The 26,648-nt window shown below is 71.1% G+C and carries 24 protein-coding genes; 9 read left to right on the forward strand and 15 right to left on the reverse strand.

Annotated elements, in window-relative coordinates:
- Together ACFQRF_RS01085 and ACFQRF_RS01090 are read right to left on the reverse strand one after the other, a co-directional pair.
- Nucleotides 1-429 carry a hypothetical protein gene (locus tag ACFQRF_RS01085; RefSeq protein ID WP_379868091.1) on the reverse strand — a complete coding sequence of 143 codons (429 nt, stop codon included), beginning with the start codon at nt 427-429 and terminating at the stop codon, nt 1-3.
- Between the two features lie 28 nt (nt 430-457).
- Entirely contained in the window at nt 458-1,576 is a 1,119-nt protein-coding gene (locus tag ACFQRF_RS01090; RefSeq protein ID WP_379868986.1) for an alpha/beta hydrolase, read from the reverse strand.
- Nucleotides 1,577-1,748: 172 nt separating this feature from the next.
- Here ACFQRF_RS01090 and ACFQRF_RS01095 point away from each other — a divergent pair, with 172 nt between their 5' ends.
- Complete coding sequence (locus tag ACFQRF_RS01095) at nt 1,749-2,396, forward strand: hypothetical protein (RefSeq protein ID WP_379868092.1); 648 nt, start codon at nt 1,749-1,751, stop codon at nt 2,394-2,396.
- A gap of 234 nt (nt 2,397-2,630) precedes the next feature.
- Here the strand turns inward: ACFQRF_RS01095 and ACFQRF_RS01100 are convergent, their stop codons facing one another.
- The 7 genes from ACFQRF_RS01100 to dnaK all read right to left on the reverse strand — a co-directional run bounded on the left by ACFQRF_RS01100 (nt 2,631) and on the right by dnaK (nt 11,889).
- Nucleotides 2,631-3,167 (reverse strand): RloB family protein, encoded by a 537-nt coding sequence (locus ACFQRF_RS01100; RefSeq protein ID WP_379868093.1) that lies wholly within the window; start codon nt 3,165-3,167, stop codon nt 2,631-2,633.
- A 56-nt stretch (nt 3,168-3,223) separates the two neighbouring features.
- Nucleotides 3,224-4,477, reverse strand: a complete 1,254-nt coding sequence (locus ACFQRF_RS01105; protein ID WP_379868094.1) for an AAA family ATPase — start codon at nt 4,475-4,477, stop codon at nt 3,224-3,226.
- A 296-nt stretch (nt 4,478-4,773) separates the two neighbouring features.
- Entirely contained in the window at nt 4,774-7,389 is a 2,616-nt protein-coding gene (clpB, locus tag ACFQRF_RS01110; RefSeq protein WP_379868095.1) for an ATP-dependent chaperone ClpB, read from the reverse strand.
- A gap of 88 nt (nt 7,390-7,477) precedes the next feature.
- Nucleotides 7,478-7,897 carry a heat shock protein transcriptional repressor HspR gene (locus tag ACFQRF_RS01115; protein ID WP_379868987.1) on the reverse strand — a complete coding sequence of 140 codons (420 nt, stop codon included), beginning with the start codon at nt 7,895-7,897 and terminating at the stop codon, nt 7,478-7,480.
- 5 nt (nt 7,898-7,902) lie between these two features.
- A complete protein-coding gene (gene dnaJ / locus ACFQRF_RS01120; RefSeq protein WP_379868096.1) occupies nt 7,903-9,051 on the reverse strand; it encodes a molecular chaperone DnaJ in 1,149 nt (382 codons plus the stop codon).
- Between the two features lie 147 nt (nt 9,052-9,198).
- A complete protein-coding gene (gene grpE / locus ACFQRF_RS01125) occupies nt 9,199-9,993 on the reverse strand; it encodes a nucleotide exchange factor GrpE (RefSeq protein ID WP_379868097.1) in 795 nt (264 codons plus the stop codon).
- 27 nt (nt 9,994-10,020) lie between these two features.
- Nucleotides 10,021-11,889 carry a molecular chaperone DnaK gene (dnaK, locus tag ACFQRF_RS01130; protein ID WP_379868098.1) on the reverse strand — a complete coding sequence of 623 codons (1,869 nt, stop codon included), beginning with the start codon at nt 11,887-11,889 and terminating at the stop codon, nt 10,021-10,023.
- A gap of 493 nt (nt 11,890-12,382) precedes the next feature.
- Here dnaK and ACFQRF_RS01135 point away from each other — a divergent pair, with 493 nt between their 5' ends.
- Nucleotides 12,383-14,515 carry a (Fe-S)-binding protein gene (locus tag ACFQRF_RS01135; protein WP_379868989.1) on the forward strand — a complete coding sequence of 711 codons (2,133 nt, stop codon included), beginning with the start codon at nt 12,383-12,385 and terminating at the stop codon, nt 14,513-14,515.
- 121 nt (nt 14,516-14,636) lie between these two features.
- On the opposite strand, the gene ACFQRF_RS01140 is transcribed toward ACFQRF_RS01135, so the two are convergent.
- The 3 genes from ACFQRF_RS01140 to ACFQRF_RS01150 all read right to left on the reverse strand — a co-directional run bounded on the left by ACFQRF_RS01140 (nt 14,637) and on the right by ACFQRF_RS01150 (nt 17,257).
- Nucleotides 14,637-15,488 carry a pectate lyase gene (locus ACFQRF_RS01140; RefSeq protein ID WP_379868099.1) on the reverse strand — a complete coding sequence of 284 codons (852 nt, stop codon included), beginning with the start codon at nt 15,486-15,488 and terminating at the stop codon, nt 14,637-14,639.
- 469 nt (nt 15,489-15,957) lie between these two features.
- Nucleotides 15,958-16,182: a hypothetical protein gene (locus ACFQRF_RS01145; protein ID WP_379868100.1), complete on the reverse strand. Its 225-nt coding sequence runs from the start codon at nt 16,180-16,182 to the stop codon at nt 15,958-15,960.
- 547 nt (nt 16,183-16,729) lie between these two features.
- Entirely contained in the window at nt 16,730-17,257 is a 528-nt protein-coding gene (locus ACFQRF_RS01150; RefSeq protein ID WP_379868101.1) for a gamma carbonic anhydrase family protein, read from the reverse strand.
- Between the two features lie 352 nt (nt 17,258-17,609).
- On the opposite strand from ACFQRF_RS01150, the gene ACFQRF_RS01155 reads away from it, so the two are divergent.
- Both ACFQRF_RS01155 and ACFQRF_RS01160 read left to right on the forward strand, forming a co-directional pair.
- Nucleotides 17,610-18,887: a hypothetical protein gene (locus tag ACFQRF_RS01155; RefSeq protein WP_379868102.1), complete on the forward strand. Its 1,278-nt coding sequence runs from the start codon at nt 17,610-17,612 to the stop codon at nt 18,885-18,887.
- 226 nt (nt 18,888-19,113) lie between these two features.
- Nucleotides 19,114-19,563 carry a GNAT family N-acetyltransferase gene (locus ACFQRF_RS01160; protein ID WP_379868103.1) on the forward strand — a complete coding sequence of 150 codons (450 nt, stop codon included), beginning with the start codon at nt 19,114-19,116 and terminating at the stop codon, nt 19,561-19,563.
- Between the two features lie 173 nt (nt 19,564-19,736).
- Here the strand turns inward: ACFQRF_RS01160 and ACFQRF_RS01165 are convergent, their stop codons facing one another.
- Nucleotides 19,737-21,305 (reverse strand): MDR family MFS transporter, encoded by a 1,569-nt coding sequence (locus ACFQRF_RS01165; RefSeq protein ID WP_379868104.1) that lies wholly within the window; start codon nt 21,303-21,305, stop codon nt 19,737-19,739.
- 208 nt (nt 21,306-21,513) lie between these two features.
- Here ACFQRF_RS01165 and ACFQRF_RS01170 point away from each other — a divergent pair, with 208 nt between their 5' ends.
- Together ACFQRF_RS01170 and ACFQRF_RS01175 are read left to right on the forward strand one after the other, a co-directional pair.
- A complete protein-coding gene (locus ACFQRF_RS01170; protein ID WP_379868105.1) occupies nt 21,514-22,101 on the forward strand; it encodes a TetR/AcrR family transcriptional regulator in 588 nt (195 codons plus the stop codon).
- 264 nt (nt 22,102-22,365) lie between these two features.
- Entirely contained in the window at nt 22,366-22,926 is a 561-nt protein-coding gene (locus ACFQRF_RS01175; protein ID WP_379868106.1) for a C40 family peptidase, read from the forward strand.
- Here ACFQRF_RS01175 and ACFQRF_RS01180 read toward each other — a convergent pair.
- Nucleotides 22,886-23,236: a hypothetical protein gene (locus ACFQRF_RS01180; protein WP_379868107.1), complete on the reverse strand. Its 351-nt coding sequence runs from the start codon at nt 23,234-23,236 to the stop codon at nt 22,886-22,888. The two genes, ACFQRF_RS01175 and ACFQRF_RS01180, sit on opposite strands and share 41 nt — an antisense overlap.
- Before the next feature lie 272 nt (nt 23,237-23,508).
- Here ACFQRF_RS01180 and hemC point away from each other — a divergent pair, with 272 nt between their 5' ends.
- From hemC to ACFQRF_RS01195, 3 genes are all read left to right on the forward strand, one after another.
- Nucleotides 23,509-24,462 (forward strand): hydroxymethylbilane synthase, encoded by a 954-nt coding sequence (hemC, locus tag ACFQRF_RS01185; protein ID WP_379868108.1) that lies wholly within the window; start codon nt 23,509-23,511, stop codon nt 24,460-24,462.
- 106 nt (nt 24,463-24,568) lie between these two features.
- Nucleotides 24,569-24,877, forward strand: a complete 309-nt coding sequence (locus tag ACFQRF_RS01190) for a DUF6412 domain-containing protein (protein ID WP_379868109.1) — start codon at nt 24,569-24,571, stop codon at nt 24,875-24,877.
- 219 nt (nt 24,878-25,096) lie between these two features.
- On the forward strand, nt 25,097-25,825 hold the full coding sequence (locus ACFQRF_RS01195; protein ID WP_379868110.1) for a YidC/Oxa1 family membrane protein insertase: 729 nt from the start codon (nt 25,097-25,099) through the stop codon (nt 25,823-25,825).
- Between the two features lie 94 nt (nt 25,826-25,919).
- Here ACFQRF_RS01195 and ACFQRF_RS01200 read toward each other — a convergent pair whose 3' ends face one another.
- Nucleotides 25,920-26,594, reverse strand: coding sequence for a hypothetical protein (locus ACFQRF_RS01200; RefSeq protein WP_379868111.1), 675 nt, complete (start codon nt 26,592-26,594; stop codon nt 25,920-25,922).
- Nucleotides 26,595-26,648: the final 54 nt, after the last annotated feature.

Below are 26,648 nucleotides of genomic sequence, written 5' to 3' on the forward strand. Positions count from 1 at the left end.
TCAGGCGGGCCGGATCGGCCGGAACCGCGCCTCCGGGTCGGCGTCCAGATAGGGGGGCGATTCCGCCCACAGCGCCAGGCTCGCGCCGTCCCGGCGGATGACCGCGGTATAGCGGAACCCGTCGGCGGGGTCGCTCGCCACGACGTCCCCGCCGCCGTCGGGGAACCGGCGCAGCGAGCTCTCCCAGCCGCGTGCTCGCCAGGCGGTGTGCAGCGCCTCCAAGGCGGCTCCCGCCGCTCCGGAGCCCACCCGGCAGACGTAGGTGGCCGAGGCCGTGAAGGCGATCTCGTCCGGCCTCCCCATGGCGGCCGCATCGGCCTGCGCCGCGTCCGCCACCATGAACTCCAACGGCTCCGGCAGCAGCTCGCCGAGAGCGGCGCCGCGCTCCATGGCCTGCCGCGCCGCCGCGGCCTTGTCCCTGGTCTCCATCCAGCGCTCCTTGTCCTGTGGGTCGGCTCTATCCTCGCGGCGGCCCCGACCGCCCGGGCGGCCGCCGCGCCCCGTGCCGCACCCTTGGGTGCTGCGGTCCTGCGGTGGGCGTCCTCCTGGAGGTGGAGCGGCGGCCGACCCTGCCGCCGAACCAGTCACCGAGCCGTGCCGCCGGACCACCGGCGGTCCAGGCCGGGGGCGCCGTCACGCGGTCGAGGAGGCCGAGGGTGATGTAGACCGTGTTGAGGAAGGCCAGACTGCCCTCCGTGCCGTAGCCGAGATGACCGACGCCCCCGGTCGCGACCCGTCGGGCGCGGAACGAGGGATGGGCCGGATTCGGGCCGTGCACCAGGGCGGGCGTGTGGACGACCGGGTCGACCGGCGACGCCGCCGCGAGCACCCTGGCCGGGTCGAACCGGAGGTCGGCGACACTGCGGACGTGTCGCCCGAGCCCGGGACTTCCGGCCACCAGGATCGTGTCGACGGCGTCCGTCAGGTCGGCCGCGGCGGCGGCGTGGCCGACCACCACCGAGCCGTAGCTGTACCCGATGAGGGTGGTGTCGCCGCGGTCCGGCACCCGGTTGGCGGCCCGCAGCCCCTTCAGGAAACGGGTCAGGGCGGGATGGCCGTCCCGCGCGTAGCTCGCCGACATCGCATCCGGGACCAGGCGGTCGGGCGACTTGTAGCCGAGCCAGTAGACGGTCGCGGTGTTGCCGGGTTCGGTCTGCGCGTCCGCGCGGATCCGCAGCCGCCGGAGGAAGTCGAGGGCGAGCCGCAGGTACTTCACGTCCCGGGTGTTGCTCGCCGTGCCCGGGACGAAGACGGTGGTGTTGACGGCGTGGTCCGGGTCGCCGAAGGAGATCGCGACCCGCGTGTCGGTCCCGCCGACCGTGCTCGGCGGCCGGTAGTACAGCAGGAGCGCGCCGTCCAGGTCGATCTCCGTGCGCAGCCGGATCGCGTCGGTGTCGCCGGTGCGGTCGATGTAGTCGTCCAGCACCGCGCGGTTGGCCCGGTCACGGACCACGGACGGCAGGCCGTCGAGCCCGCCGATCTCGCCCGCGCGGTGCGCCAGGAAGTCCGCCCGCGTCCGCTCGTCGAGCCCGAACCACCAGCTGCGGATCCGCTCCGGAGATCCTTCGGGCGGCACGGCTTCCAACAGGGCTCCCGGGGGCTCGCAACGATGCGGGGATCCGGCGTCCGCCGACGCCGGCACCATCATGCCAGGGCGACCAGGAATCGGGTGATCGACCGCTTACCGGACATCCGGCGGGCGCACTACCATCGTCGCGGTTATCACCGGCGGTGGTGGGAGGGCGCACATGGCGGACACGGACGACGATGCGCTGCGGGCGGCCCTGGCCGCGGCCCGGGAACTGCCCACCGAGGCGGAACGCCAGGCGGCCCGCGACCGCGCGGTCCGCGCGTACGCCCGCAAGGGGGTGGTGCGGCTCGGCGCGCTCTTCGGTCTCTTCGGGATCCCGTTCGTACTCGCTCTCATCGAGTCCGTGGGGCTGCTGCCGCAGCCGTTCACCACCCAGCCGCTGGCGGTCGTGGGCGCGGTCGGGGCGACGCTGGGCGGCGTCTACGCGTGGGCGTACGGGGCGAAGCAGTTCTTCCGGATCAAGGACCGCATCACCGATCGCCGGGCCGGACACCCCCGGTCCACCCACCCGGCCCCGGCCGGGAGCCCGGACCGCCGCCCGGCGGCACAGGAGGCACCGCGCGCCGCCACCACGGGTGCGCAAGCCCGCTCCGCCACGGCGGCACCGCCCGCCGCCGCGCGGCCCGCACCGGCCGCGGCGGACGGCCCGCCCCAGGGGATCGCCGCCGCCCTCACGCGGCGCACGGCGAAGGGCGGGGGAACGACCGCCCCGGCGCGGGCCTCCGAGTCGACCGCCCCGGCCAGGCACGAGCCGGGCCGCCGCACCGCGGGTCCGGAACAGCGGGGGCGGGGCACTTCTCGCTGAAAGACCGTTCCGGGCCCCGCCGGGCTCGCGCGGACCCGGACCAGGGGCCCTCGGCGGTCCTAGACCCCCTGTGGTGACAGGCCGGGCGGGCCGATCTGGGACTCTGGGCGATCCTGGGTCATCGTGGTCATGGTGCCGCGCCAGGCCCGGGTGCACGGGAGCTGGGCTCGCTGAAGCGATGGCGAGTGATGTTCGGCAGGGACGTTGCCAGCGGGATTCTGGCTGCCATCGGTCTCACACGAGGCGGAACTCGTCCGATCGAAAGATCCGCCACACGTCGGTCGCCGGCCCGCCGCCGGGGGTGACCGGCCCGAGGCGCTCCGCGCGTTCGCAAGCGGCCTTCACACCATGCTCGAAGTCGGTGAATCGGGTGCCTTTCCGCTTCGTGCGAGTCCACTGCCCCTTGTCCCAGTTCGGCGCGGCCTTCTGAAGGAGCCGCCGCGCGTCGCCAGGGGTGTGACAACCACGTACGTCCTCGGAAAAGTGCAGGAGGAGCCAGACTTCGAAGCTGGGTTGTGAGACGGCGGTGTTGATGATCTGTCGCTCCGTGGATGCCTTTCGAGCGACCGTGGAAGCGTCGGAGACGTCGCGGTTGTCGCTATCGAAAACCGCCCATATGTGGGTATAGTCACCGCTTCCGCGGGTGATCGCCTCGCGCACGATTCCCATGGCGTCCCGTTTCGAAGCCTTACGCACATCGACGATCTGGCCGCGCCGACGTAACCCCGTGAGGTATTCCACCTCCGTTTCACCTTCGCACACCAAGAGCATGGCCGGTTTTGGAGTGCGTGGCGGTGGCCGCCTGAACCGCGTTTCTCGTCGGGGAGTCACTCCACCTGATTCCTGTCCCGGATCGCGAGCGCGACGGCGAAGAGGTCGTCATCGATATGTGGGACAGCACCATAGCGCCCGGCGAGATAACGCCGCATCCGGTTCTCGTCCTCGTCCGGTCGGTAGCTGGACAGCGGAAAGAGTTCCGTGCAACCGGATTCGTCTTTCTGGACCAGCCATATCTCCTCACGGCGGAGAACCTCCGTGCCTCGGATGTGCCCCAGAAGTGCGGTGTCGTGGCTGGTGAACACGAGCTGGGCATGCCTGGGGTTCGCTTCGGGGTCGCGGAAGGATTCGATCAGCCGGGCCGTCAAAAACGGGCTCAGGCTGCCGTCGAGCTCGTCGATGGCGAGGAGCCAACCGTGCTTCAGAGCCTGAAGGGCGCGCAGGCCGATGTCGAGCAGCGCGAGAGTTCCATGGGACTGGTCGTCCAGTGTCAGTGGATGTTCGGTCTCCACACCGCGGTGGTGGAAGATCAACTCGCCGCGTTCTCGTTTCCGCAGTAACGAGTCCTCGGGTGTGCGTTCGCTACGACGAAATTCCAGGTGGCTGATGCCGGTATCGGCGGCACTCAGCAGTTCGGTGAGTCGGCTCAGTAGTTCGTCATTGAATTTCGATGACGTTGAGAGGCGGAACCGCAGGTCGGCCGTGTCCAGGGAACGTTTCATTGCAAATCGATCACTGAACCACCCGTAGACCGACCGGATGGCCTCGTTCTTGACCCGTGACCGTGCCGCGACCGAGAGGAGGAGGACATTCTGGGCTATGTCGATGACGGAGGCCATGTCGATCAGATCGCGGGCGGTTTCGGAGCTGTAATCATCCCCGTCACGTTCGAACACTATCTCTCTGTCATTCGATCGATAGAGGTAGAGCCATTCCGAGATCACGCGGGTGTCGTCGACACTGAAACCATAGGTATAACGGTGCTCTGCGATCCTCAGGTCGACGATGTAGGTGGACGGCCGAGCGAGGTGGATCGGGTCCAACGCGAAGGGACGGCGTCGGATGCGCGAGTCGGGCTCGCTCTCGCGGAACGACCAGCGGATCATTCGGGCCATGAAGCTCAGGGCGTCCAGCACGTTGGACTTGCCCGATGCGTTCGGGCCGAAGACGCCGGTGACGGGGAGGGGGGTCCCTTCCGCGCAGGGCTCGCCCTCTTCCCATGCGTCGGATGCCGGGTCCGTCAACAACAGTTGTTGCTCATCACGGAGTGACCGATGGTTCGCCACACGGAAACTCAGTAGCACAGCCCCTACTTTCCGGATCGGCATCGCAAACCGCTACAAACCACTCACGCTTGTACTCGAATGACACCGTACGGCATCGAAGTGGCCGTCGGTTGCTTCTTTCTGTTGATTCGCCGTCACGGAGCGTATGAATATCCGAGGTGAGAAGCCTGGAAAGCGTGACATATGACCCCGAAGAGGCGGCAGGTTCCATGCGGGTCCCGAATGCTCCGTTGACGCATCGAGGGCGACGGTGCATAGACATGCCAGCGGGGTCCGGCGCGCACCTGCGCGCTGGACCCCGCCGGGGGCACACATCAGGACGCCGGTACCGCCTCCGGCTCCTTCGGTCCGACGGACAGGGCGTCCTTGGACTCGTCCAGGTCCACCAGCACGGTGTCGCCCTCCCGCAGTTCACCGGCGAGGAGCTCGCGGGCCAGCGGGTCGCCGATGGACGCCTGCACCAGACGGCGCAGCGGACGCGCGCCGTAGACCGGGTCGTAGCCGGTCAGAGCCAGCCACTCCCGGGCCGCCGGGGTCACCTCCAAGTGGAGCCGGCGGTCGGTGAGGCGGCGGGCCAGGCGGTCGATCTGGAGGTCGACGATCCTGGTCAGCTCGCTGGTGGACAGCGCGTCGAACACGATCACGTCGTCCAGCCGGTTGAGGAACTCGGGCTTGAACGTGGCCCGCACCGTCTGCATCACCTTCTCGCGGCGGGTCGCCTCGTCCAGCGCCGGGTCCACCAGGTACTGCGACCCGAGGTTCGAGGTGAGGATCAGGATCGTGTTTCGGAAGTCCACGTGCCGGCCCTGGCCGTCGGTCAGCCGGCCGTCGTCGAGGACCTGCAGGAGGGTGTCGAACACCTCGATGTGCGCCTTCTCGACCTCGTCCAGCAGCACCACCGTGTACGGCCGGCGGCGCACCGCCTCGGTGAGCTGGCCGCCCTCCTCGTAGCCGACGTACCCGGGCGGCGCGCCGACCAGCCGGGACACCGAATGCTTCTCGGAGTACTCGCTCATGTCGATCCGGACGATCGCCCGCTCGTCGTCGAACAGGAACTCCGCCAGCGCCTTGGCCAGCTCGGTCTTGCCGACGCCCGTGGGGCCGAGGAAGAGGAACGAACCGGTGGGCCGGTCCGGGTCCGAGATGCCGGCGCGGGCGCGGCGCACCGCGTCGGCCACCGCCCGCACGGCGCGGTCCTGCCCGATCAGCCGCCGGCCGATCTCCTCCTCCATGCGCAGCAGCTTGCTGGTCTCGCCCTCCATGAGCCGACCCACCGGGATACCGGTCCAGGAGGACACGACGTCGGCGACGTCGTCCGCGCCGACCTCCTCCTTGACCATGGTGGACTCCCGCCCGCGCTCGGCCTCCTCCTCGGCCGAGGACGCCTCCTCCAGCTGCTTCTCCAACTGCGGGATGTCGCCGTACATCAGCCGGGACGCCGCCTCGAAGTCGCCGTCGCGCTGCGCGCGCTCGGCCTGCCGGCGCAGCTCGTCCAGCCGTTCCTTCAGGTCGCCGACCCGGTTCAGCCCGGCCTTCTCCTGTTCCCAGCGCGCCACCAGGGCGTTCAACTGCTCCTGCTTGTCGGCGAGGTCGGCACGCAGCCGGTCCAGACGCTGCCGGCTGGCGGGGTCGGACTCCTTCCCCAGCGCCATCTCCTCCATCTTCAGCCGGTCGACGGCGCGCTGCAGCTCGTCGATCTCGACCGGCCGGGAGTCGATCTCCATGCGCAGCCGGGACGCGGCCTCGTCGATCAGGTCGATGGCCTTGTCCGGCAGGAACCGTGCCGTGATGTAGCGGTCGGACAGCGTCGCCGCCGCGACCAGCGCGGAGTCGGCGATCTGCACCTTGTGGTGCGCCTCGTACCGTCCCTTCAGCCCACGCAGGATCGCGATCGTGTCGGCCGCGGACGGCTCGCCGACGAAGACCTGCTGGAACCGGCGCTCCAGGGCCGGGTCCTTCTCGATGCGCTCGCGGTACTCGTCCAGCGTGGTGGCGCCGACCATGCGCAGTTCGCCGCGGGCCAGCATCGGCTTGAGCATGTTGCCCGCGTCCATCGCGCCCTCGGCCGCGCCCGCACCCACCACGGTGTGCAGCTCGTCGATGAACGTGATGATCTGGCCGGCGCTCTCCTTGATCTCGTTGAGCACCGCCTTGAGGCGTTCCTCGAACTCGCCGCGGTACTTCGCGCCGGCCACCATGGCCGGCAGGTCCAGCGAAATGAGCCGCTTGTCGCGCAGCGACTCCGGGACGTCGCCCGCCACGATCCGCTGCGCCAGCCCTTCGACCACCGCGGTCTTGCCGACCCCCGGCTCGCCGATGAGCACCGGGTTGTTCTTGGTGCGCCGGGACAGCACCTGGATCACGCGGCGGATCTCGGAGTCGCGCCCGATCACGGGGTCGAGCGCCCCGGCGCGGGCCTGACCGGTCAGGTCGACGCCGTACTTCTCCAGCGCCTGGTAGGTCTCCTCGGGGTTCTCGGAGGTGACCCGGCCGTGCCCGCGGACGCGCTCGAACGCCTCCAGCAGGGCCTCGGGGGTGGCGCCGGCGTCTCGCAGCAGCCGGGCGGCCTCGCCGCCGTCGGTGGCCAGCCCCACCAGCAGGTGCTCGGTGGAGACGTACTCGTCCTCCAGCTGCTTGGCGCGCTGCGCCGCGGTGTTCATCGCCATGATGAGCTGGCGGGAGCTCGACGGCGCGCTGACCGTGGAGCCCGCGGCCTTCGGCAGACCGGCGATGGCCTGTTCCACCGCCCGGTCCAGCTCGTCGGGGTTGGCCCCGACCTCCTTCAGCAATGGGCGGATGATCCCCTCGCCCTGGTTCACCAGCGCGGCGAGCAGGTGAACCGGCTCCACCTGCGGGCTGCCGTCCGAGGTCGCGCGGCGGATCGCCACCGACAGCGCTTCCTGGCTCTTCTTGGTGAGTTTGTAGTCCATGACTGGCCGCCCCCTCTACACGTGCGTTCCTCGGCTGTCGGCGGTGCGGGCCACGGCTCCGGCGGGACCGGGCCGGGCGCACCCGTCGCTACTGCTCCGGTGGCGGAACCGGGTGGTTGAAGATCGTGACCCGCGTCCGCCGCACCGGCAGCAGATCCCCGCCGCCCGACTGCGCGGCGGTGCGCCGGGAGACCGCGGCGCGCGCGGCGTCCAGCTCGTTGGCCAGGTGGAACAGGTGCTCGCGGAGTTCGGCCACCTCGCGCTGCAGCTCCAGGATCCGCTTGATGCCGGCGAGGTTGATGCCCTCCTCCTGGCTGAGCCGCTGCACCTCCCGCAGCATCTGGATGTCGCGCATGGAGTACCGCCGGCCCCGGCCGGACGCCCGTCCCGGCGACACGAGGCCGAGCCGGTCGTACTGGCGCAGGGTCTGCGGGTGCAGTCCTGAGAGCTCGGCCGCCACAGAGATGACATAGACCGGCGTCTCGTCGCCGAAGCCCGGATTGCCCATCATGGTCACACCCCCTTGGCCCGCGCTTCGAGGTCGCGGCGCGGATTCTGGTCGGCCGTCGCTGCCCGGAAACTCTCCAGGGCCTCACGCGCCGCGCTGCTGAGGTTCTGCGGCACCGCAACCTCCACGGTGACCAGCAGGTCCCCGGTCGTGCCGTCCCGCCGCGGGGAGCCCTTGCCCCGCACCCGGAACGTACGCCCGTTGGGCGTGCCCGGGGGGATCTTCACGGTGACCGGGAAGCCGTTCAGGGTCGGCACCCGCACATCGGCGCCGAGCACCGCCTCGGGGAAGGTCACCGGGACGGTGATGGTCAGGTTCTCGCCGGACTTGCCGAACAGGGGGTGCGGCTGCACGTGTACCACCACATAGAGGTCGCCGGCCGGTCCGCCACGCTCGCCCGGCGCGCCCTTGCCCTTGATGCGGATGCGCTGGCCGTCGCTGACACCCGCCGGGATACGGGCCTGGATCGTGTGCGTGCTCTTGCCGCGTCCGCTGCCGTGGCAGGTGGGGCACGGGTCGTCGACGACCAGCCCCCGCCCACGGCACTCCGGGCACGGCTCGGACAGCGAGAAGCCGCCCAGGTTCTTGTTCTCGTGGCCGGTGCCGGTGCACCGCGGGCACACCCGCGGGGCGGTGCCGGCCTTGGCGCCGGTGCCGCTGCACGTCGGGCACGCGGCCTCGCTGCTCAGCTGGAACGACCGGGTGACCCCGTTGGCCGCCTCGGTGAACGTCAGCTTGGTCTCGGTCTCGACGTCGGCGCCGCGCCGCGCCCTGGTCGTGGTGCGGCCCCGGCCGCCGAAGAGCCCGCCGAACAGGTCGCTGAGCCGCTCCCCGCCCGGCGCGCCGCCCTGGCCGCCGAACAGGTCGCCGAGGTTGAAGTCGCCCGCCGCGGTGCCGCCGCCCGGGCGGTAGGAGCCGCCGAACAGCGAGCGAGCTTCGTCGTACTCCTTGCGGCGCTTGTCGTCGGACAGCACGTTGTACGCCTCGGAGATCTCCTTGAACCGGTCCTCGGCGGCGCTGTCACCCCGGTTGGCGTCGGGGTGGTACTTGCGGGCGAGCTTGCGGTAGGACTGCTTGATCTCGTCCTTGGTGGCCGTCTTTGAGACTCCGAGGACCTTGTAGTAGTCCTTCTCCAGGTAGTCCTTGGTGCTCATCGACGCTTGCCTTCTCCCGCTCTCGCCTCAAGGGTCTGCTGATGTGGCCGGGACGCTCCGGCGGCGGACCGCGGTGCCGCGCACCACCCCGGCGGGGCAGGGCGCGGCACCGGTGTCCGCGGTCTCGCCGTCGGAGACCGTCCTTCCCTACGTGCGCGGCTCGTCCCCGTCGGCCGGCCGCTCCCGTGTCGCGTTCTCCGCCGCGGCGTCCTCCGCCGCCGCGGGCTCCCCGGCCACGGGTCCGTCCGCCGGGACCTCGGCCTCGACGCTCTCGGCCTCGGCGGTGCCGGTCTCGGCCTCCTCGTCCGAGGGGCCGGCGACCACGACCCGGGCCGGCCGCAGCACCCGGTCGCCGACGAGGTACCCCGGCTGGAACACCTCGATGACGGTGGGGACGGTCACGCCCGGGGTCGGCACCAGGGTCAGCGCCTCGTGCACGTTCGGGTCGAACTCGTCGCCCTTCTCCGCGTACTTCTTCAGCCCGAGCTTGCCGACCAGGGCTTCCAGTGACTCTCCCACGGACTTGAAGCCGCCGGTGAGCTCGTCGTGCTCCCGGGCGCGGCCGATGTCGTCCAGGATCGGCAGCAGTTCGCCGACCACCTGGGCGACCGCCTGCTCCCGCACGGCGACGCGGTCGCGCTCGACCCGCCGGCGGTAGTTGGCGTACTCGGCCTGGACCCGCTTGAGGTCGTGCACCCGCTCCTCAAGCTCGGCACGCAGTGCCTCCAGCTCCTTCCGGTCCGCCACGCCACCGGCGGACTCGTCCGCCCGCGGCTCCCGGGGCGGCGCCGACTCCCCGGCCGGCGCCTGCTCCGCGGCGCCCTCGGCGGCCGCCGCCCCCTCAGGGGTGCGCAGTTCGCCCGTGTCGGGGTCGATCCGCCGCTTGTCGCGGATCACCGGTCCCTGGTGCTCGCGGCCGTTGTCGTTCTCCGGCAGCGCCATTCGCTGCGCCTCCTATCGCGTCGTGACTCAGGCGTTGCCGTCGCGCTTGCCGTTGTCCTCGTCGACGATCTCGGCGTCGACGACGTCGTCCGCGCCGGACTGGGCGCCCGCGCCGGCCTGCGCACCCGCCTGCGCCCCGGCGGCGTCGCCGCCCGCCTGCTGGCTCTGGCCGTAGATGGCGGAGCCGATCTTCTGGCTGGCCAGGGCGACCTTCTCGCTCGCGGAGCGGATGGCGTCGATGTCGGAGCCCTCCAGCGCCTTCTTCAGCTCGCCGACGGCGCTCTCGGTCTCGGTCCGGACGTCCGCCGGGATCTTGTCCTCGTTGTCCTTGATGACCTTCTCGGTCTGGTAGACGAGCGACTCGGCGTTGTTGCGGACCTCGGCCTCCTCGCGGCGCTTGCGGTCGTCCTCGGCGTACTGCTCGGCCTCGCGCACCATCCGGTCGATGTCGTCCTTGGGCAGCGACGAGCCACCGGAGATGGTGACCGACTGCTCCTTGCCGGTGCCGAGGTCCTTCGCGGTGACGTTCACGATGCCGTTGGCGTCGATGTCGAAGGTGACCTCGATCTGCGGCACACCGCGCGGCGCCGGCGGCAGGCCGGTCAGGTCGAAGACGCCGAGCTTCTTGTTGTACTGCGCGATCTCGCGCTCACCCTGGTAGACCTGGATCTGCACCGAGGGCTGGTTGTCGTCGGCGGTGGTGAAGATCTCCGACCGCTTGGTCGGGATCGTGGTGTTGCGCTCGATGAGCTTGGTGAACACCCCGCCCTTGGTCTCGATGCCCAGGGACAGCGGGGTGACGTCCAGCAGCAGGACGTCCTTGACCTCGCCCTTGAGCACGCCCGCCTGCAGGGTGGCGCCGACCGCCACGACCTCGTCGGGGTTGACGCCCTTGTTGGGGTCCTTGCCGCCGGTGAGCTCGCGCACCAGGTCGACCACGGCGGGCATCCGGGTGGAGCCGCCGACCAGCACCACGTGGTCGATCTTGTCCACGGTGATGCCGGCGTCCTTGATGACCTGGTGGAACGGCGCCTTGGTCCGCTCCAGGAGGTCGGAGGTCAGCCGCTGGAACTCCGCGCGGGTGAGCTTCTCGTCCAGGTGCAGCGGGCCCTCGGCCGAGGCCGTGATGTAGGGCAGGTTGATCGCGCTCTCGCTGGAGCTGGACAGCTCGATCTTGGCCTTCTCGGCCGCCTCGCGGAGCCGCTGCAGCGCCATCTTGTCCTTGGACAGATCCACGCCGTTGCTGTTCTTGAACCGCTCGACCAGCCAGTTCACGATCGCCTGGTCCCAGTCGTCGCCGCCGAGGTGGTTGTCGCCGTGGGTGGCCTTCACCTCGACCACGCCGTCGCCGACTTCGAGCAGCGAGACGTCGAAGGTACCGCCACCGAGGTCGAAGACGAGGATGGTGGCCTCGTCCTCCTTCTCCAGGTGGTAGGCGAGCGCGGCCGACGTCGGCTCGTTGATGATGCGCAGGACGTTGAGGCCGGCGATGGTGCCGGCTTCCTTCGTCGCCTGACGCTGGGCGTCGCTGAAGTAGGCGGGAACCGTGATGACGGCGTCGGTGACCTCTTCGCCCAGGTACGCCTCGGCGTCCCTCTTCAGCTTCTGCAGCACGAAGGCGCTGATCTGCTGCGAGTTGAAGGTCTTGCCGTCGATCTCCGTGGTCCAGTCGGTGCCGATGTGCCGCTTGACCGACCGGATGGTCCGGTCGACGTTGGTGACCGCCTGACGCTTGGCCACCTCGCCGACGAGTACTTCACCGTTCTTCGCGAAGGCCACGACGGACGGGGTGGTCCGGGCGCCTTCGGCGTTGGCGATGACCGTGGGCTCGCCGCCCTCCAGGACCGCGACGACCGAGTTCGTCGTTCCCAGGTCGATGCCGACCGCACGTGCCATGAGTACGTCCTCCGTCAAAGTTGAGTCTTACGGGCGCAGTATTGCTCCGTGGATTCGCCACTGTCAAATCACTTGAGTCGTGTCGACTCAATGTTTCGCACGCACCTGGTCAACGTGGCGGCCGGTGCGGATGTTCCCGGGCGGGCGGATCTCCAAGCCGGATCCGGGGTGGAACCGGGGGTGGGGTCGGGGAGGTCTCGGGGTCGTGCCCCGAGTGCGCGGCGACCTGTCCGGATGTGCCGGCCGGGATCCGGGCTCACTAACGTAGGAGGTGTCCGGCCGGAACGCCGTCGGGCCGCGCCCGTCGGATGCGGGCCGGACGGCGGTCGGCCGCACGTTCCTACTCGCTAGTAACATGTGTGGGGTCCGGTGTGCGGCGCACCGGGGAAGCAGACCACTGCAGGACCCGCAGAATGGGAGGCCGCGGCTCGTGAGCGCTCTGAAACTGGGCCTGGTGCTCGTCACCCTGGCTGTGTCGGTCGCGGCGACAGCCATGTTCGTGCTGGGCGTGGTCCGCATGGTGCGGATCGTCCGCCTCGGCCGGCCCGCCCCCGACCGCCTGGGGCCGTTCTGGCCCCGGCTGCGGAACATGCTCGTGGAGACGGTCGGGCACACCAAGATGCTCACCTGGACCGTGGTGGGCGTGGCGCACTGGTGGGTGGCGTTCGGCTTCCTGCTGCTGGTGCCGACCCTGGTGCAGGCGTACGGGCAGTTGTTCGACCCCGCCTTCGTGCTGCCGGTCATCGGGCACTTCGCGCCGTTCGAGTTCGTCACCGAACTGTTCTCGCTGGCCACCGTGATCGGCATCCTCGTGCTCGTCGCCATCCGGCAGATCAACCATCCGCGCCGGCTCGGCCGCCGGTCGCGGTTCGAGGGCTCGAACTTCCCGCGCGCCTACTTCGTCGAAGCCGTGATCATCGCGATCCCGCTGCTGATCCTCGGCCTGCGCGGCATGGAGGGCGTGCTCCAGGGCGTCGGCTCCTACAACGCGCACTTCGCGATCAGCTACCCGCTCGTGCTGGCGTTCTCCGGCCTGTCCACGGCGGCGGTGCAGAACTGGATCTTCGCCCTGGCGACCCTGAAGATCCTCATCTCGATGGCCTGGTTCGCGGTCGTGGCCCGCAACCTCACCATGGGCGTGGCCTGGCACCGCTTCGCCGCGTTCTTCAACATCTACTTCAAACGCGACCCGGAGGGCGGCCCCGCGCTCGGCCCGGCGCGGCAGATGCTCGACCGGGAGGGCAAGCCGCTCGACTTCGAGGAGGCCGACCCCGACGAGGACCCCTTCGGCGCCGGCAAGATCGAGGACTTCACCTGGAAGGGCCTGCTCGACTTCACCACCTGCACCGAGTGCGGCCGGTGCCAGTCGCAGTGCCCGGCGTGGCACACCGGCAAGCCGCTCTCCCCCAAGAAGGTCATCATGGACCTGCGGGACCACGCCTACGCCGCGGCGCCGTACCTGATGATGGACGAGAAGGAACGCGAGAACGTCCCGGAGGACGTGCTCTCCCTGCTGGAGCGCCCCCTCGTGGGCACCGAGGAGGAGAACGGCGTCATCCACCCCGACGTCCTGTGGTCCTGCACCAACTGCGGCGCCTGCGTGGAACAGTGCCCGGTCGACATCGAGCACGTGGACCACATCCTCGACATGCGCCGCTACCAGGTGATGATCGAGTCGAGCTTCCCCTCCGAGGCCAGCACCCTGCTGAAGAACCTGGAGAACAAGGGCAACCCGTGGGGGATGAGCGAGACCAAGCGCCTGGACTGGGTCGAGGAACTGGCCGCCCTCGACGACCCCATCGAGGTGCCGGTGGTCGAGGACAAGCTCCCCGAGGGCACCGAGTACCTGTTCTGGGTCGGCTGCGCCGGCGCGCTGGAGGACCGCGCCAAGAAGACCACGAAGGCCATCGCCGAACTCCTGCACATCGCCGGCGTGAAGTTCGCCGTACTCGGCGGCATGGAGGCGTGCACGGGGGACCCGGCGCGGCGCCTGGGCATGGAGTTCATCTTCCAGATGCTCGCGCAGCAGAACGTGGAGACGCTCAACGAGGCCGGCGTCACCCGTATCGTGGCGAGCTGCCCGCACTGCTTCAACACGCTGGGCCGGGAATACCCACAGCTCGGCGGAGACTATGAGGTGGTGCACCACAGCCAGCTCCTCGCCAAGCTGGTCGAGGAGGGCCGCCTCACCCCGGTGCGGCCGATCGAGGAGAAGATCACCTACCACGACCCGTGCTTCCTCGGGCGCCACAACAAGGTCTACACCCCGCCGCGCGACATCATGGCGCAGGTCCCGGGTGTGCAGACCGTGGAGATGCACCGCCACAAGGAGCGCGGCTTCTGCTGCGGCGCCGGCGGCGCGCGGATGTGGATGGAGGAGCGCATCGGCAAGCGGATCAACACCGAGCGCGTCGACGAGGCGCTGGGCACCGACCCCGACACCGTGTCGACCGCCTGCCCGTTCTGCCAGGTCATGCTGGGCGACGCCATCAACGAGAAGAAGGCAAAGGGCGAGGCCCGGGAGACGCTGGAGGTCGTCGACGTCTCCCAGCTCCTGCTCCGCTCGGTGAAGGACGGCGGCCCCGGCACCCCCGCGAGCGGCGCACCGGAGAAGGAGAGCGTCTGATCGCCGCCGGTACGTGACACACCGAGGGGCCGCGCCGCACGGGCGCGGCCCCTCGGCAGGTGGGTGCCTGGGGCCGCGGAGTGGGGGAGATGGCTCCGCGGACCCAGGCTTCGGGGTGGGGCTACTGGTAGCTGATGTCGGACTCGGAGTACAGGCAGTGCGTGCCGTCGGGGCCGTCGCCGATCTCGTCCGGCTCGCCGTCGGTGACACCCTCGTAGCGCTGGCACGGGGTGATGTCACGATCGTCGTCGCCGATGATGGTGACGCCGGAGAAACGGGCGGTGTCGCCGTAGTTGGAGTTGATGCCGACCAGGCGGTTGCCGGGCGCGATCGCCGTGACGTTCTCCAGAACGACGTGCCGCTCGTGCTGGGTCGAGCAGTTGCCGCAGGACCGGTACAGCGTGCCGAAGTCCTCCACCTCGAAGTCCTGGATGATCACCGTGCCGGGTCCGTTGTGCTGGAAGACCTTGTCGTCGGCGTTGCGGGCGCCGCCGCCGACGATGGTCATGGTCACCGACGAGGAGTCGCCGCGGGAGGTGGCGGCGTCCTCGCCGACGTCCTCCCACCAGACGTTGCGCAGGGTGCAGGTGCCCTCGCAGTGCACACCGTCGGCGGCGGGGGAGCCGATGATGACGTTGGACAGCGTCGCGCCGTCCGCCAGCCGGAAGATCGGGTCCTGACCCTCGTCCTGGCCGTCGCCGCCCAGGTCTCCGGTCCCGTAATAGCGGGCGTTGCCGCCGTCGAGGGAGTCCTCGACGGGGATCGTCTCGTCGGTGGGGCGCTCGTCGGTCGGGGTGGGCCATTCGGCCATCGGGGCCGGGGCGCTCGCGGCGTCGGTCACGGTCATGTCGGGAGCCGCCTGGCGCGCGGCCTTCGGGGCGTCGGCGTAGGCGGTGCCCGCCGTGAGGCCGCTGACGGCGAGTGCGGCCGTCGCGACGAGGCCGAGAAGGGTGTGTCCCGTTCTCCTGCTCATGTGTCTGCTCCTTCGGCTTCCGGCCGGGGGCCGGTTCACCAGCGGGGAAGGGTAAGCGCTTTCCCGACCAGCGCGGGTGCGGGTCGACCGCGAACCGGGGGCCGGTCCCGCGAGGCCGGGTATCGGGCTGTGGTCGATTATGCGACTCGGCGGGACTCGGCGGGAGTGAGTGACGTGAGTCACCTGCTTTTATGGCGCCTTGTTCGCTCTGGGCGAAAAATCGGCGGCTCTGGTGCCGAGGTGGTGCGAGGAGGCGCCCATGGGAGGGCTCCCGGTGGTCAGCGGTTGCTCGCGCTGTGTCATGGCGGCTACGTACAGTGATAGGTTTCGGTTCGTCGGAATCCGTGACCGGAATCGACGCACACGGTGGGGAGGGCGCTACCCGGCGGGGACTCTGGTGTCCCGCGGGTGGCGTCAGGGAGGTGCGCCGGCATCGCCGGGCACGTCCGGCGGGGGTGGCGCGGCCGTCTCAGCGCCGCGTGGTGCGGCGCCGACGGCGGCGCTGCTTCCCCCGGGCCCGTGCGGCGGCGCGGGACTCGGCTTCGGGCTCCCGGGCGACCCCGAGAGCCCGGTCGATCTCCTCGACGGTGAGCCGTCCCTCCGCGGTGGCGACCACGGTGAGGAGATCGGAATAGAGCTCGATCTCGGCGAGCGCCACGTGATCATGAAGGCGAGTATCGAGGTTGGAGTTCACCGGCACCCACCTCCATCGAAAAGTCCAGTGCGAAGGCGGCGTTGCACCGCCTCTCGGATTCGCGCGGCCCACCGGCCGTTCCTCGGACCAGGCTACGAGGCGGTAGCCCGGCGCCGCATGACCCAGAGGGACCATTCTTGAGTCATCCGCCGATGTAGTTCTGTGGCGGCATCCATTCACGGCATTCCGGGTGCCGAACGGACTAGGGCCACCCGAATCGCGGGCGCCGCTTTCCCGCGCCATGCGGCGAAACCGGGCGGCGCGATCCGGCCCGCCACCTGCGGCGGAGCGCGGTCAGCGGTGCGCGGAAGCGCGCATCGGGGGGTGTGCGGAAAGGAACGCCGCGCGGTGGAAAACCGCGGGGCGCGATCCGGCCGGGTGCCACCGATGGTGACCACTCCGCCGCCGGACGGCACCATGCGTTCCCGCTCCGGGAATCCGCGCGCACCGCGTGGCGGCTCTCGGCGACATTGGCCGCCGTCCGGGCGTGCGTTTCCGGGAAGCACGCCATTTCGGCGCGTCCACTGTCCCCGTCGATCGGGTGGCCCTAACGCCACCGAACGTCACGGTGCCACTGTGCGTATCGGGCGTATTTCTCCGGCGTGGCGGCGAACAGCGCACGGTCCTCGTCGGTGAGTTCCCGGACGACCCGGCCGGGCACGCCCGCCCACAGGGTCCCCGACGGCACGGTCTTCCCCGGCGGGACGAGGGCACCGGCGGCGACCAGTGATCCCGCTCCGACGCGGGCGCCGCCGAGCACGATGGCGCCGATCCCGATGAGCGCGCCCTCCTCGATGACCGCGCCGTGCACCATGGCCTTGTGCCCCAGGCTGACCCGGTCGGCCAGCACGACGGGCTCCCCGGGGTCGGAGTGCAGTCCGCACTGGTCCTGGACGTTGCACCGATCGCCGACGGTGATGTCCTCGGTGTCCGCGCGCAGCACCGACCCGTACCAGACGCTGCTGTCGGCGCCGATGCGCACCCGGCCGACCAGCACCGCGCCCGGGGCGATCCAGGCGTCGGGATGGACGTCGGGGCTCCCGAAGTCGGCGTCTCCCACCATCGGACCGCTCATGCGCAGGGCCTCCCAGCCGGTGTTCGTGGGCGTAACAGAACGGCGTACGGGCCCCGCACGCCGTAGATCGCGCATACCTTAGTCAGGGGCGCTCCTGCGGCCGACACGCGGGGCGGCCGGCGAACCATCCACACGTGCTATTGAGGGTGGAAAGTCGACCCACTACCGTGGACCCGCCCAGAGTGGCCACATCCTCACGCTTCGCACGCACTCTTCCCCCTGCCACGCGTTGCCCGTCGTTATCCCAAAAATGTGGAATGAACGACACCCATGCGTTCTCGGGTCGTTATGGGAATGATAGGCAGGGGGCTGGGGCACCCTCCCAACTCGCAGCCGACCTGGTTAGTAGGACATGAACGAGCACAGCACAGAGATACTGCCGAACCTGCTTCGCGAAGACGCCTTCCCCACTGTGCGTAAGGGAGGCTACGACAAGCGTCAGGTCGACGACTTCATCGTGCGTAACCACAACCAGACCCGCGACCTTCAGGAGCGTCTCGCTCGGGCACACGACGAGCTGGAGCAGAAGCGCCGCGAACTGGCCGAGGCACTGCAGAAGGCCGCGGTCAAGCCGGAACACGAGCAGATCAGCGAACGCATGGCCGAAATCCTGCGCATCGCCGAGGAGGAGGCCAAGGACAAGCGGGCCAAGGTCGAGGAGGAGGTGGAGCGTATCCGGAACGAAGCCAAGGGCGAGGCGAAGAAGAAGATCAAGGACGCCGAGGCGCACGCCGAACGCGTGCTCGCCAGTGCCCGGGACCAGGCGCAGGAACTCGTCACGTCCGCCAGGCAGGAGTCGGAGCAGTTGCGCTCGCAGGCGCAGCAGGACTCCGAGCGTGTGGTCACGCAGGCCGAGGCGCGGGCGAAGAAGATCAACGACACCGCCGACCGCCGCCTCGCGACGCTGACCGCGACGCACGGCGAGGCCGTGCGGCGACTCACCGACATGCACGGCACCCTGGCCGAGCTGCTCAAGGCGGAGAAGGCCGCCGGGCCGCTGGAGGCGGGTCTGCAGCGGGACGACAAGGCGGCCACCGCGCCCGCTGCCGAGGCAAAGCCCGCCGCGAAGGAGGCCCAGCCGGCGCAGCAGCGCGCGGTTCCGGCTCAGCCCGCGCAGCAGGCGGCACCGCCGCAGCAGGCCGCCAAGCCCGCGCAGCCCGTCAAGCCGGCCCAGCCCGCGCAGCCGGCCAAGCCGGTGGCCCAGCCCGGGACGCAGGAGGCCGCCCGCCCCGCGCCGCAGCAGCAGCCGCGGCCGGCGACGGGGCCGCAGCCGTCACAGAGCGGTGCGCAGCAGCCGCGCCCGAACACCGGGCCGCAGCCGTCGCAGGGCAAGCCGCCGCAGCAAGAGGAGCAGGCGGCGGACGACGCCACCGTCCGCCTGGACCCGGCCGACGTGCAGCAGCCGAAGGCCGCGCCGGAGGGGCCCGTCTCGCAGCCGGTCCGGAACATGCCCGGCCGCCCGCAGGGCTTCCGCTACTCCGGCCCGCCGCCCGAGGGCGCCGCGCCGCAGCGGCCGGGGAACGACCCGGGGATCACCGCGATGTACCACCGTCAGGGGGAGCCGTCGGCGCAGCCGCCGGCGGCCCCGGGAACGGACACCGACGAGGGGATCCGCGTCATCCGTCCGTGACACGGGCGTGCCAACCGATCCGAAACAGGTCGCAGCCCCGGGACGGCACCGTCCCGGGGCCGACGTCGTTCCGGGGGCCGATACGCTCAGCGCGGCACCGAGTCGCGGGCGCCGGAGGCGGTCGCGGTTTCCGGGCGCCGGCCACCGTACGGCCTGCTCACGTATGCCCTGCAATGCAGGCCAACGTCGGTCTTACAGAGGCCTGTCGGCTACCATGCCGAAAGCCATGATTATCCGTGCGGCAATCCGTTCTGACCTCGGGGCCATCCTGCGCCTCCTCCGCGATCTCGGCGACTCGACGCCGACGCAGAGCGGCACCGTGCGCATGTCCTCGGCCGCCGTCCGGGCGTGGACCCGCATCGAGACCGACCCGCAGCGCACGGTGCTGGTGGCCGAGCGCCGGGGCCAGATCATCGGCACCCTCGACCTGATCGTGGTCGCCAACCTCACGCACGACGCCCAGCCGTGGGCCATCGTCGACAACGTGGTGGTCGACGCCGCCTGCCGCCGCCGCGGCATCGGGCGTGCGCTGGTGGAGGACGCGCTGAACCGCGCCGGGGAGGCCGGCTGCTACAAGGTCGAGCTGCTGTCGCATGAGAGCCGGACCGGCGCGCACGCCTTCTACCGGGCGATGGGCTTCGAGAACTCCGCCGAGGGCTTCCGGCGCTACATCTGAGCGGGCCCGCCCGTGCGGGCCGCCGGGAACGCCGCCATGGGTGCTCCCGGCCGCTGGTGTCTTCTGGTCGCGCTCGCCGTCTCGCTTCTCTTCGCCGCCGGCACGGGGAGGGCTTCGCCAGTGGTGCCGACGGCTTCGAGCGCTCGGTGGCTCGCCGCTTGTGTGTGTGGGGATCAGCCGTTGCCGGCGCGCAGTGGGACCGGACGCAGGAAGAGCACGACCACGAACCCGACCGCGGCGATGGGGATGCCTGCCAGGAAGACCGTGTGCATGGCGTCGCTGAACGCGGTGACGACGAGGTCGCGTGCCGCCGGCGGCAGCGCCTGGATCGCCTCGGGAGAGCCGGCGGCCGCGGCGGCTCCCGCACCGCCGGCCCCGGCGAGCGGCGCGAGTTCGGCGGTCAGCCGGTTGGCCATGATCGCGCCGAACGCGGCCACGCCCACGGCGCCTCCCAGGTTGCGGAAGAACGACACCGCCGACGTCGCGGCGGCGAGGTCGGCCCGCGGCAGCGCGTTCTGGGTCGCCAGGATGAGGATCTGCATGGACAGCCCGAGGCCGAGCCCGATGAGCGTGACTCCCAGGGCCACCAGGACCAGGCTGGAGTCCAGCTCCACCAGGGTGAGCGTGCCGTACCCGGCCAGGATCAGCAGCGTGCCGACGACGGGGTAGACCTTCCACCGGCCGGTGCGGCTGACCAGTCTTCCCGAGGAGATCGACGCCGCGAGCAGCCCCAGCACCATGGGCAGCGTCATGAGCCCGGAGGCGGAGGGGCTCATCCCCTTGACGATCTGCAGGTACTGCGGGAAGTAGATCATCACGCCGAACATCGCCATACCGATGGCCAGCGAGGCGAGCGAGGCGAGCACGAACGTCCCGTCGCGGAACAGCCGCGGCGGGATGATCGGGTCGTGCGCCCGGCGCTCCGCCAGGACGGCCAGCGCCAGCATCACCAGCGCCGCCGCACCGAGCAGGTAGCTCGGGACCGAGTTCCAGGCGAACTCCTTGCCGCCGAGGCTGAGCAGCAGCATCACCGCGCTGGCGGCGCCGACGATGAAGGTGGCGCCCCACCAGTCGATCCGGGTGTCGCCGCGCTCCTGGGGCGACAGCCGCAGCAGCGCCTGGATCACCACGAACGCCACCGCCGCCACCGGGACCGTGATGAAGAAGCACCACCGCCAGCCCAGCGCGCTGTCCACCAGGAAGCCGCCGAGCAGCGGGCCGGCCACCGTGGAGACGCCGAACACCGCGCCCATGTACCCGGAGTAGCGGCCGCGCTCGCGCGGCGGGACGACGTCGCCGAGGATGATCTGCGGCAGTGTGGCGAGCCCGCCGGCGCCGATGCCCTGGACGAAGCGGGCGGCGATCAGCCACGTCATGTCCTGGGCGAACCCGGCGGCCACCGAGGACCCGATGAACACCACGAGTGAGATCTGGAACAGCAGTTTGCGGCCGTAGATGTCGGACAGCTTGCCCCAGAGCGGCGTGGACGCGGTCATCGTGAGCAGCGTTGCGCTGGCCACCCACGAGAGCTGGTCCTGGCCGCCCAGTTCGCCGACGATCGTCGGCAGGGCGGTGCCGACGATCGAGTTGCTGAGCATCGAGGTCAGCATGGCCAGCATGAGGCCGATCAGGACCTCGATGATCTGCCGTTCCGTGTACCGCGGCGCCGGGTCGTCCCCCGCGGCGTGCGGTCCGCCGCCGTCTCCCGCTCGCCGCGCCGCTCGTTCTCCGAGCTCTGTCACCGAACCCCCATCAACGTGTTCCGGGCATGACCGACCCCGCCGGACGAGCGGGGAGGAATGTGGGTACAACCCACGGTACCGGTATAAGTAAACACTGTTGACTTGTCAAGTCGGGGTGTTATTGTGCACAGAATCCGCAGCGTCCCCCGACCCGCGGAAAACGTGGCACGTGGGACCGCAGCGCAGGCCAGAGACGAGGGACCGTGAGATGAACCGGCCGGACGTCGCCGAGGAGTGCGTCGAGCGGACGCGGGTGCGCGATCGGGCTGCCACGCGCCAACGCATCCTCGACAGCGCCCACGAACTGTTCACCACCGAGGGCTACGACCGGGTGTCCTCGCGGATGATCGCGGCACACGCCGGCGTCAACGTGGCGCTGATCAACCGGTACTTCGGCGCGAAGCGCGGGCTGCTGGCCGAGGTGATCGCCGCGGAGGCGGTGTTCCCCCGGATGTTCGAGGGCGACCCGGCGACGCTGCCGCGCCGGCTCGCCGAGCATCTGGCCGACCGGATCCTCGGCGAGCCGAGTCCGCTGCACCGCGCCCTGGAGGCGTCGGCCGCCGACCCCGATCTGCAGGCCGTCTACCAGGAGCGGCTGCGGGAGGCGATCGTCGAACCCATGGCCCGTTTCCTCGGCGGGCCGGACGCCCGGGCGCGCGCGTCGATCGCGGCCGGCGTGGTGATAGGTGTGGGCATGCTGCGGCGGATGGAGGGGGCCACGGCGCTGCGCGAGTACGATCGCGCGGCTCTGGTCGCCCGCCTGGAGCGGCTCTTCGTCGGCTGCCTCATCGAGTGAGACGGTCGCCGCGGTCCAGGAATGGGCCAGCGAACCGCAATTCCGGATTGCCGTTCCACGCCGTCCCGCCGGCCGGTCTTGACCGTGCGCTGGTGAACTCGGGGTGCGGTCGTCATGCGGACGTCGCCGAACGGCAATGTTTCGCTGAAGACATGCGGTGCACCGGGCGTTACCGAGATAACGCGATGTGCTGTGTTCTCCTGGCAACGTTGCCGGTCGGCGCCGTCCCGGCGCGGCCGGTGGACGTTCGAGGGGGGATCAGCCATGCGCGTTCTGTCGAACTCCGGTCACCGAGGGCATGCGGTGCGGCCGGGGCAACGCGGCCGCACCGCGCTGACGGCGGTGGCCGCCTTCACGGCGCTCGGCCTGCTGCCGGCGCCGGCCGTGGCGGCCGAGGAGGCGGGTGAGCGGCGCCGGCCGCCGGCCGCGGTGGTCGCGGTCCGCCACGCCGTCAGCCAGGTCGGCAAGCCCTACCGGTACGGCGGCACCGGCCCCGAGGCGTTCGACTGCTCCGGCCTGGTGCAGTGGGCTTACGGGAAGGTCGGGGTGCGGACCGGCCGGACCACCTACGATCAGTTCCGGCACGGGAAAGTGGTGCCGCGCAGCAAGCTGAGACGCGGGGACCTGCTGTTCTTCTACAGCGGGCCGAGCCATGTGGGGCTGTACGTGGGACGCGACCAGAAGGGGCGCGAACGCATGGTGCACGCCGGCCGGACCGGGAATCGGGTGCAGGTGGTCGATATGGCCGACTACTTCGACCGGCACTTCGTCGGTGCGCGGCGGATCATCGGGCGGAACCGGCCCGTGGCGGAGCCCCAAGGCTGATGGCGCGCGCCCGCACCGGTGTCGGGAACGACACGGGACCGTCCCCGGCGTGCAGCGTCCGGTCGCCGCCCGCGGGCGGCGCGGCGTCGGCGAACAGCGCGTACCGGGTGCGGGGGGCGGCCTGGACGGCCACGACCCCGCCCTCTTCCGCCGCCAGCGCGCACCGGCCCGCCTGCCCGACGGTCTGACGGTGGCCGGACGCGTAGACGACGGTCACCGGCCCGTACCCCGCCTGCTCCGGAGCGGCGGCGGCCACGGCTCCGGCGATGGCGGCGGACATCGTGGCGAGGTTGGTGGGGCGGATCGGCACGGTTCTCATCCTCATTCACAGAGTCGCGATGTCACTCACTGTATATATTCGCGACTCTGTGTCACCGTGCCGAAGGGTGTGCGGCGTGTCGTGCGAAACGTCGCCGTCGGGTGCTGAAACGTCCGTCCGCACCGCGGATCGGACGACGGTTCCGCCGTCGGTGCCGATGGTCGGATCCGGCCACCGGCCGACCTCGGCCGCCGCCCGGCGCCGGGCGGCCCAACCTGGGCGAACGCACCCCACGGCGAAACGCCGCTGCCTATCGTGGATGGGTGCTCACTCATGACGCGCTGTTACGCATCGGTACCCGCACTACCCCGATGGCCCTGGCACGGGCTCGGCACGTCCAGGATCTCCTCCTGAAGGCCGCCCCCGAGATCACCACCGAGATCGTGGGGATCCCGGCCCCGGACGAGCACCGGAGCCGAGCCCCGGCCGCCCGCGGCGCCCGGGCGGTCCTCGGCGAGATCGACCGCCGGCTCCTGGGCGGGCAGGTCGACCTCGCCGTCCTCAACATGGCGGACATCCCCGGAGACGTCCCCTTACCCGCCGGCGTCACCTTCGGGGCCTACCTGCCCCGCGAAGACGTCCGCGACGTCCTCGTCTTCCGCTCCGGCTCACCCCTGCGCACCCTCGCTGACGCACCCCCGGGGACCGTCATCGGCACCTCGTCCGTCCGGCGCACCGCGCAGCTGCTCCGGCACCGCCCGGATCTGCGGGTCCGCCGGGTCCGCGGCGGCCCCGACCCCGCCGACCGGCTCTCCCTGCTGGACGAGGATTCCGGCTACGAAGCGCTCGTGCTTCCCCGCACCGCTCTGGAGCACGGGAGCATGGCCGGCCGCCGGGCCGAGCTCCTTGTCCTCGACGTGATGTGCCCGCCCGTCGGCGCCGGGGTGACCGGCGTACAGTGCCGGGTCCGCGACACCGGCATCGCCGACCTGCTGTACGGCATCGACGACAGCACCACGCGCACGCACATCGCCGCCGAACGCACCCTCCTGCACGGGCTCCGCGGACACGGCGGCAGCCCGATCGCGGGGCACTGCCGCACGCTGCCCGACGGCCGGCTGTCGCTGCGGGGCATGGTGTTCACCCGCGACGGCCGGCACGTCATCGAGGTGTGTGAACGGGACGATCCCGACCGGCCGACCCGGCTCGGCACCCGCGTCTCGGCGGCGCTCCTGCGCAGGGGAGCGCGCGCCGTCATCGACGGCGTGCCGCGCTGACCCGCCCCGGCCGGTGCCTGCGGCGGGCGGGCACCGGCCGGGGCCTCCGCGCGCCGGGCCCCGCTATCCTGAGCGCGTAACGCCCCCTGCCGGGAAGGAGAACGCCGTGCCCATCTGCCACGCGGTTGCGCACGTGCTGCTTCTCGGCACCGACCTCGACACGCTGCTCCCCCTGGGCGGCCCGGTCGTCGGCCCGGTCACCCTGCTGGCCATGGTGGCGGTCGGCGCGGCCCTCGCCTGGGTGACCGTGCGCGGCGGCCGCTCCAGGCCGTGCGCCGACAGCGACGTGCGGACCCGCTGCGGTGCCATGCTGCGCCGGTCGGAGCGAGGGGCGTTGCTCGCGTTCCGTGACCCCGACGCCCCCGGTCGGCCGCGACCGCGCGCACCCGGTGCCGCCCCGGCGGCCGGATGCTGATTCCGGCGGAGGCGCCGTCCGCGCCACCGCGCGGCCTGCCGGCCGCGTTCCGCCGGAGGTTCCCCGCGCGTGCCGCGGGGTGCCGCCTCGCCATCGGGTGCTGACCGCGCCGTGCGTCCACGGCCGCCTTCTGGCGGCACGACCCCGGCCCACCTTCCGCGCCGGCCCGCCGCTCAGGTGTCCGTTCTTCCCCCACCAGTCGAGGGCTTCGAGGTCCAGATGTACAGTTTCCCGCCGATCGCGGCCGCGATCGGTCTCGCCCATACCGTCGTCACCGGTCTCACCGGGTACTTCGAGCCGATGTTCGGGGCCTCGGCCGCGGCCGTCGCCGTCATCGCGCTCACCGCTCTCGTGCGGCTGGCCGTGCTGCCGCTGAACTACGCCCAGGTACGCGGCGAGAAGGCGCGTGCCCGCATCATGCCGCGGCTGCTGAAGGTCCGCGAGACGCACGGTGACGATCCACAGCGGATGACCACCGAGATGCAGAAGATCTACACGGAGGAGGGGGTCTCTCCGCTGGCCGGTTGCCTGCCGATGCTCGCCCAGATGCCGGTGTTCGTCGCGCTGTACGGGCTCTTCATCACCCCCGAGATCGGCGGGGAGCCCAACTCGCTGCTGACCCGCACGCTCGGCGGGGTTCCGCTGGGCTCGGCCCTGCCGGAGGCCTTCGCCGCCGGTGGCCCCGGGCCGGTGGTCTTCGCGGTCCTGCTGGCGGTGGTCGCCGTGGTGGCGTGGGCGTCCCGGCAGTGGCTGACCCTGCCGCAGCTCCGGCAGAACGCCGTCGCGGGGCAGCCTCAGATGCCGGGCCTCGGCGCGATGAGCTACCTGCCGTTCATCACCGTGGCGATCGCGGCGTTCGTGCCGCTGGCCGCCGGCCTGTACCTGGCCGCGACGACGGCGTGGACGGTCGCCGAGCGCATCGTGCTGCGCAACGTCATCCCGGACTGACCGGACCGGGCGGGGCGCGCGGCGCGGTCACCGCGGCGCCCGCCCCGCCGTCACCGGCGGGCTCCGCCCCGGCTTCTGCGGATTCGGCGGTCCGTCAGTCGGTCCAGAGAGCCACCTGGATGACGTGCACGTCCGTGGCGGTCGCGATGATGAGGGCGGTTCCGTAGTCGCCCCAGTCGGTTCCGAGGGGGCCCCGGTCGAAGCGTGCGGCAAAGGTGGGGAACCCCTTGGCGCTGAGCGTGGTGGCCGCCGCCCACCGGGCGCCGCCCACGAGCTCGCCGACACACCGTTGCCAGGGGCGGGTCAGCGTCTGTTCCCAGGACGGCGCGATGTCGTCCCGGCGGACCCACACGCTGCTGCGGCGGAACAGCAGCCACTCGTCCAGCCACGTCGACAAGGCGTCGTCCACCGTGCCCCACGCCGAAGGCGGGAAAGTGACGGGCGCGCTCCGCTCGGGTGGTCCCAGCTCCAGCTCCTGGGTGCCGTCGAGAGGGAAGGCGCCGGGCGGCGCGCGGAATGCGGTGCCGAGCATGCGTTCGGCCAGCCCGGTCGGCGGGGCCTCCACCGGCCGGTCCCGGCGTTCATGGAGGAAGACGATCCGGTAGTGCCCCTGCTCCCATCGGATCTGCAGCGCCTGGGCATAGGTGTGGCCGAGTAACCTCCGGAGAGCGGCGCCGCGCGCGGATATCGGGGCGGACCAGAACGCCGCCAGCTGCTCCGGCCAGTACACGTCGGCCCCCGGCTGAGCGGACGGGACCTCGATGCGCACTGGACTTCTTCCATCGACCGGCGGAGTCGCCGGGCGGGACGCTGGGCGCCACCG

Source organism: Marinactinospora rubrisoli (assembly GCF_042664915.1).
GTDB classification, from domain to species: domain Bacteria; phylum Actinomycetota; class Actinomycetes; order Streptosporangiales; family Streptosporangiaceae; genus Marinitenerispora; species Marinitenerispora rubrisoli.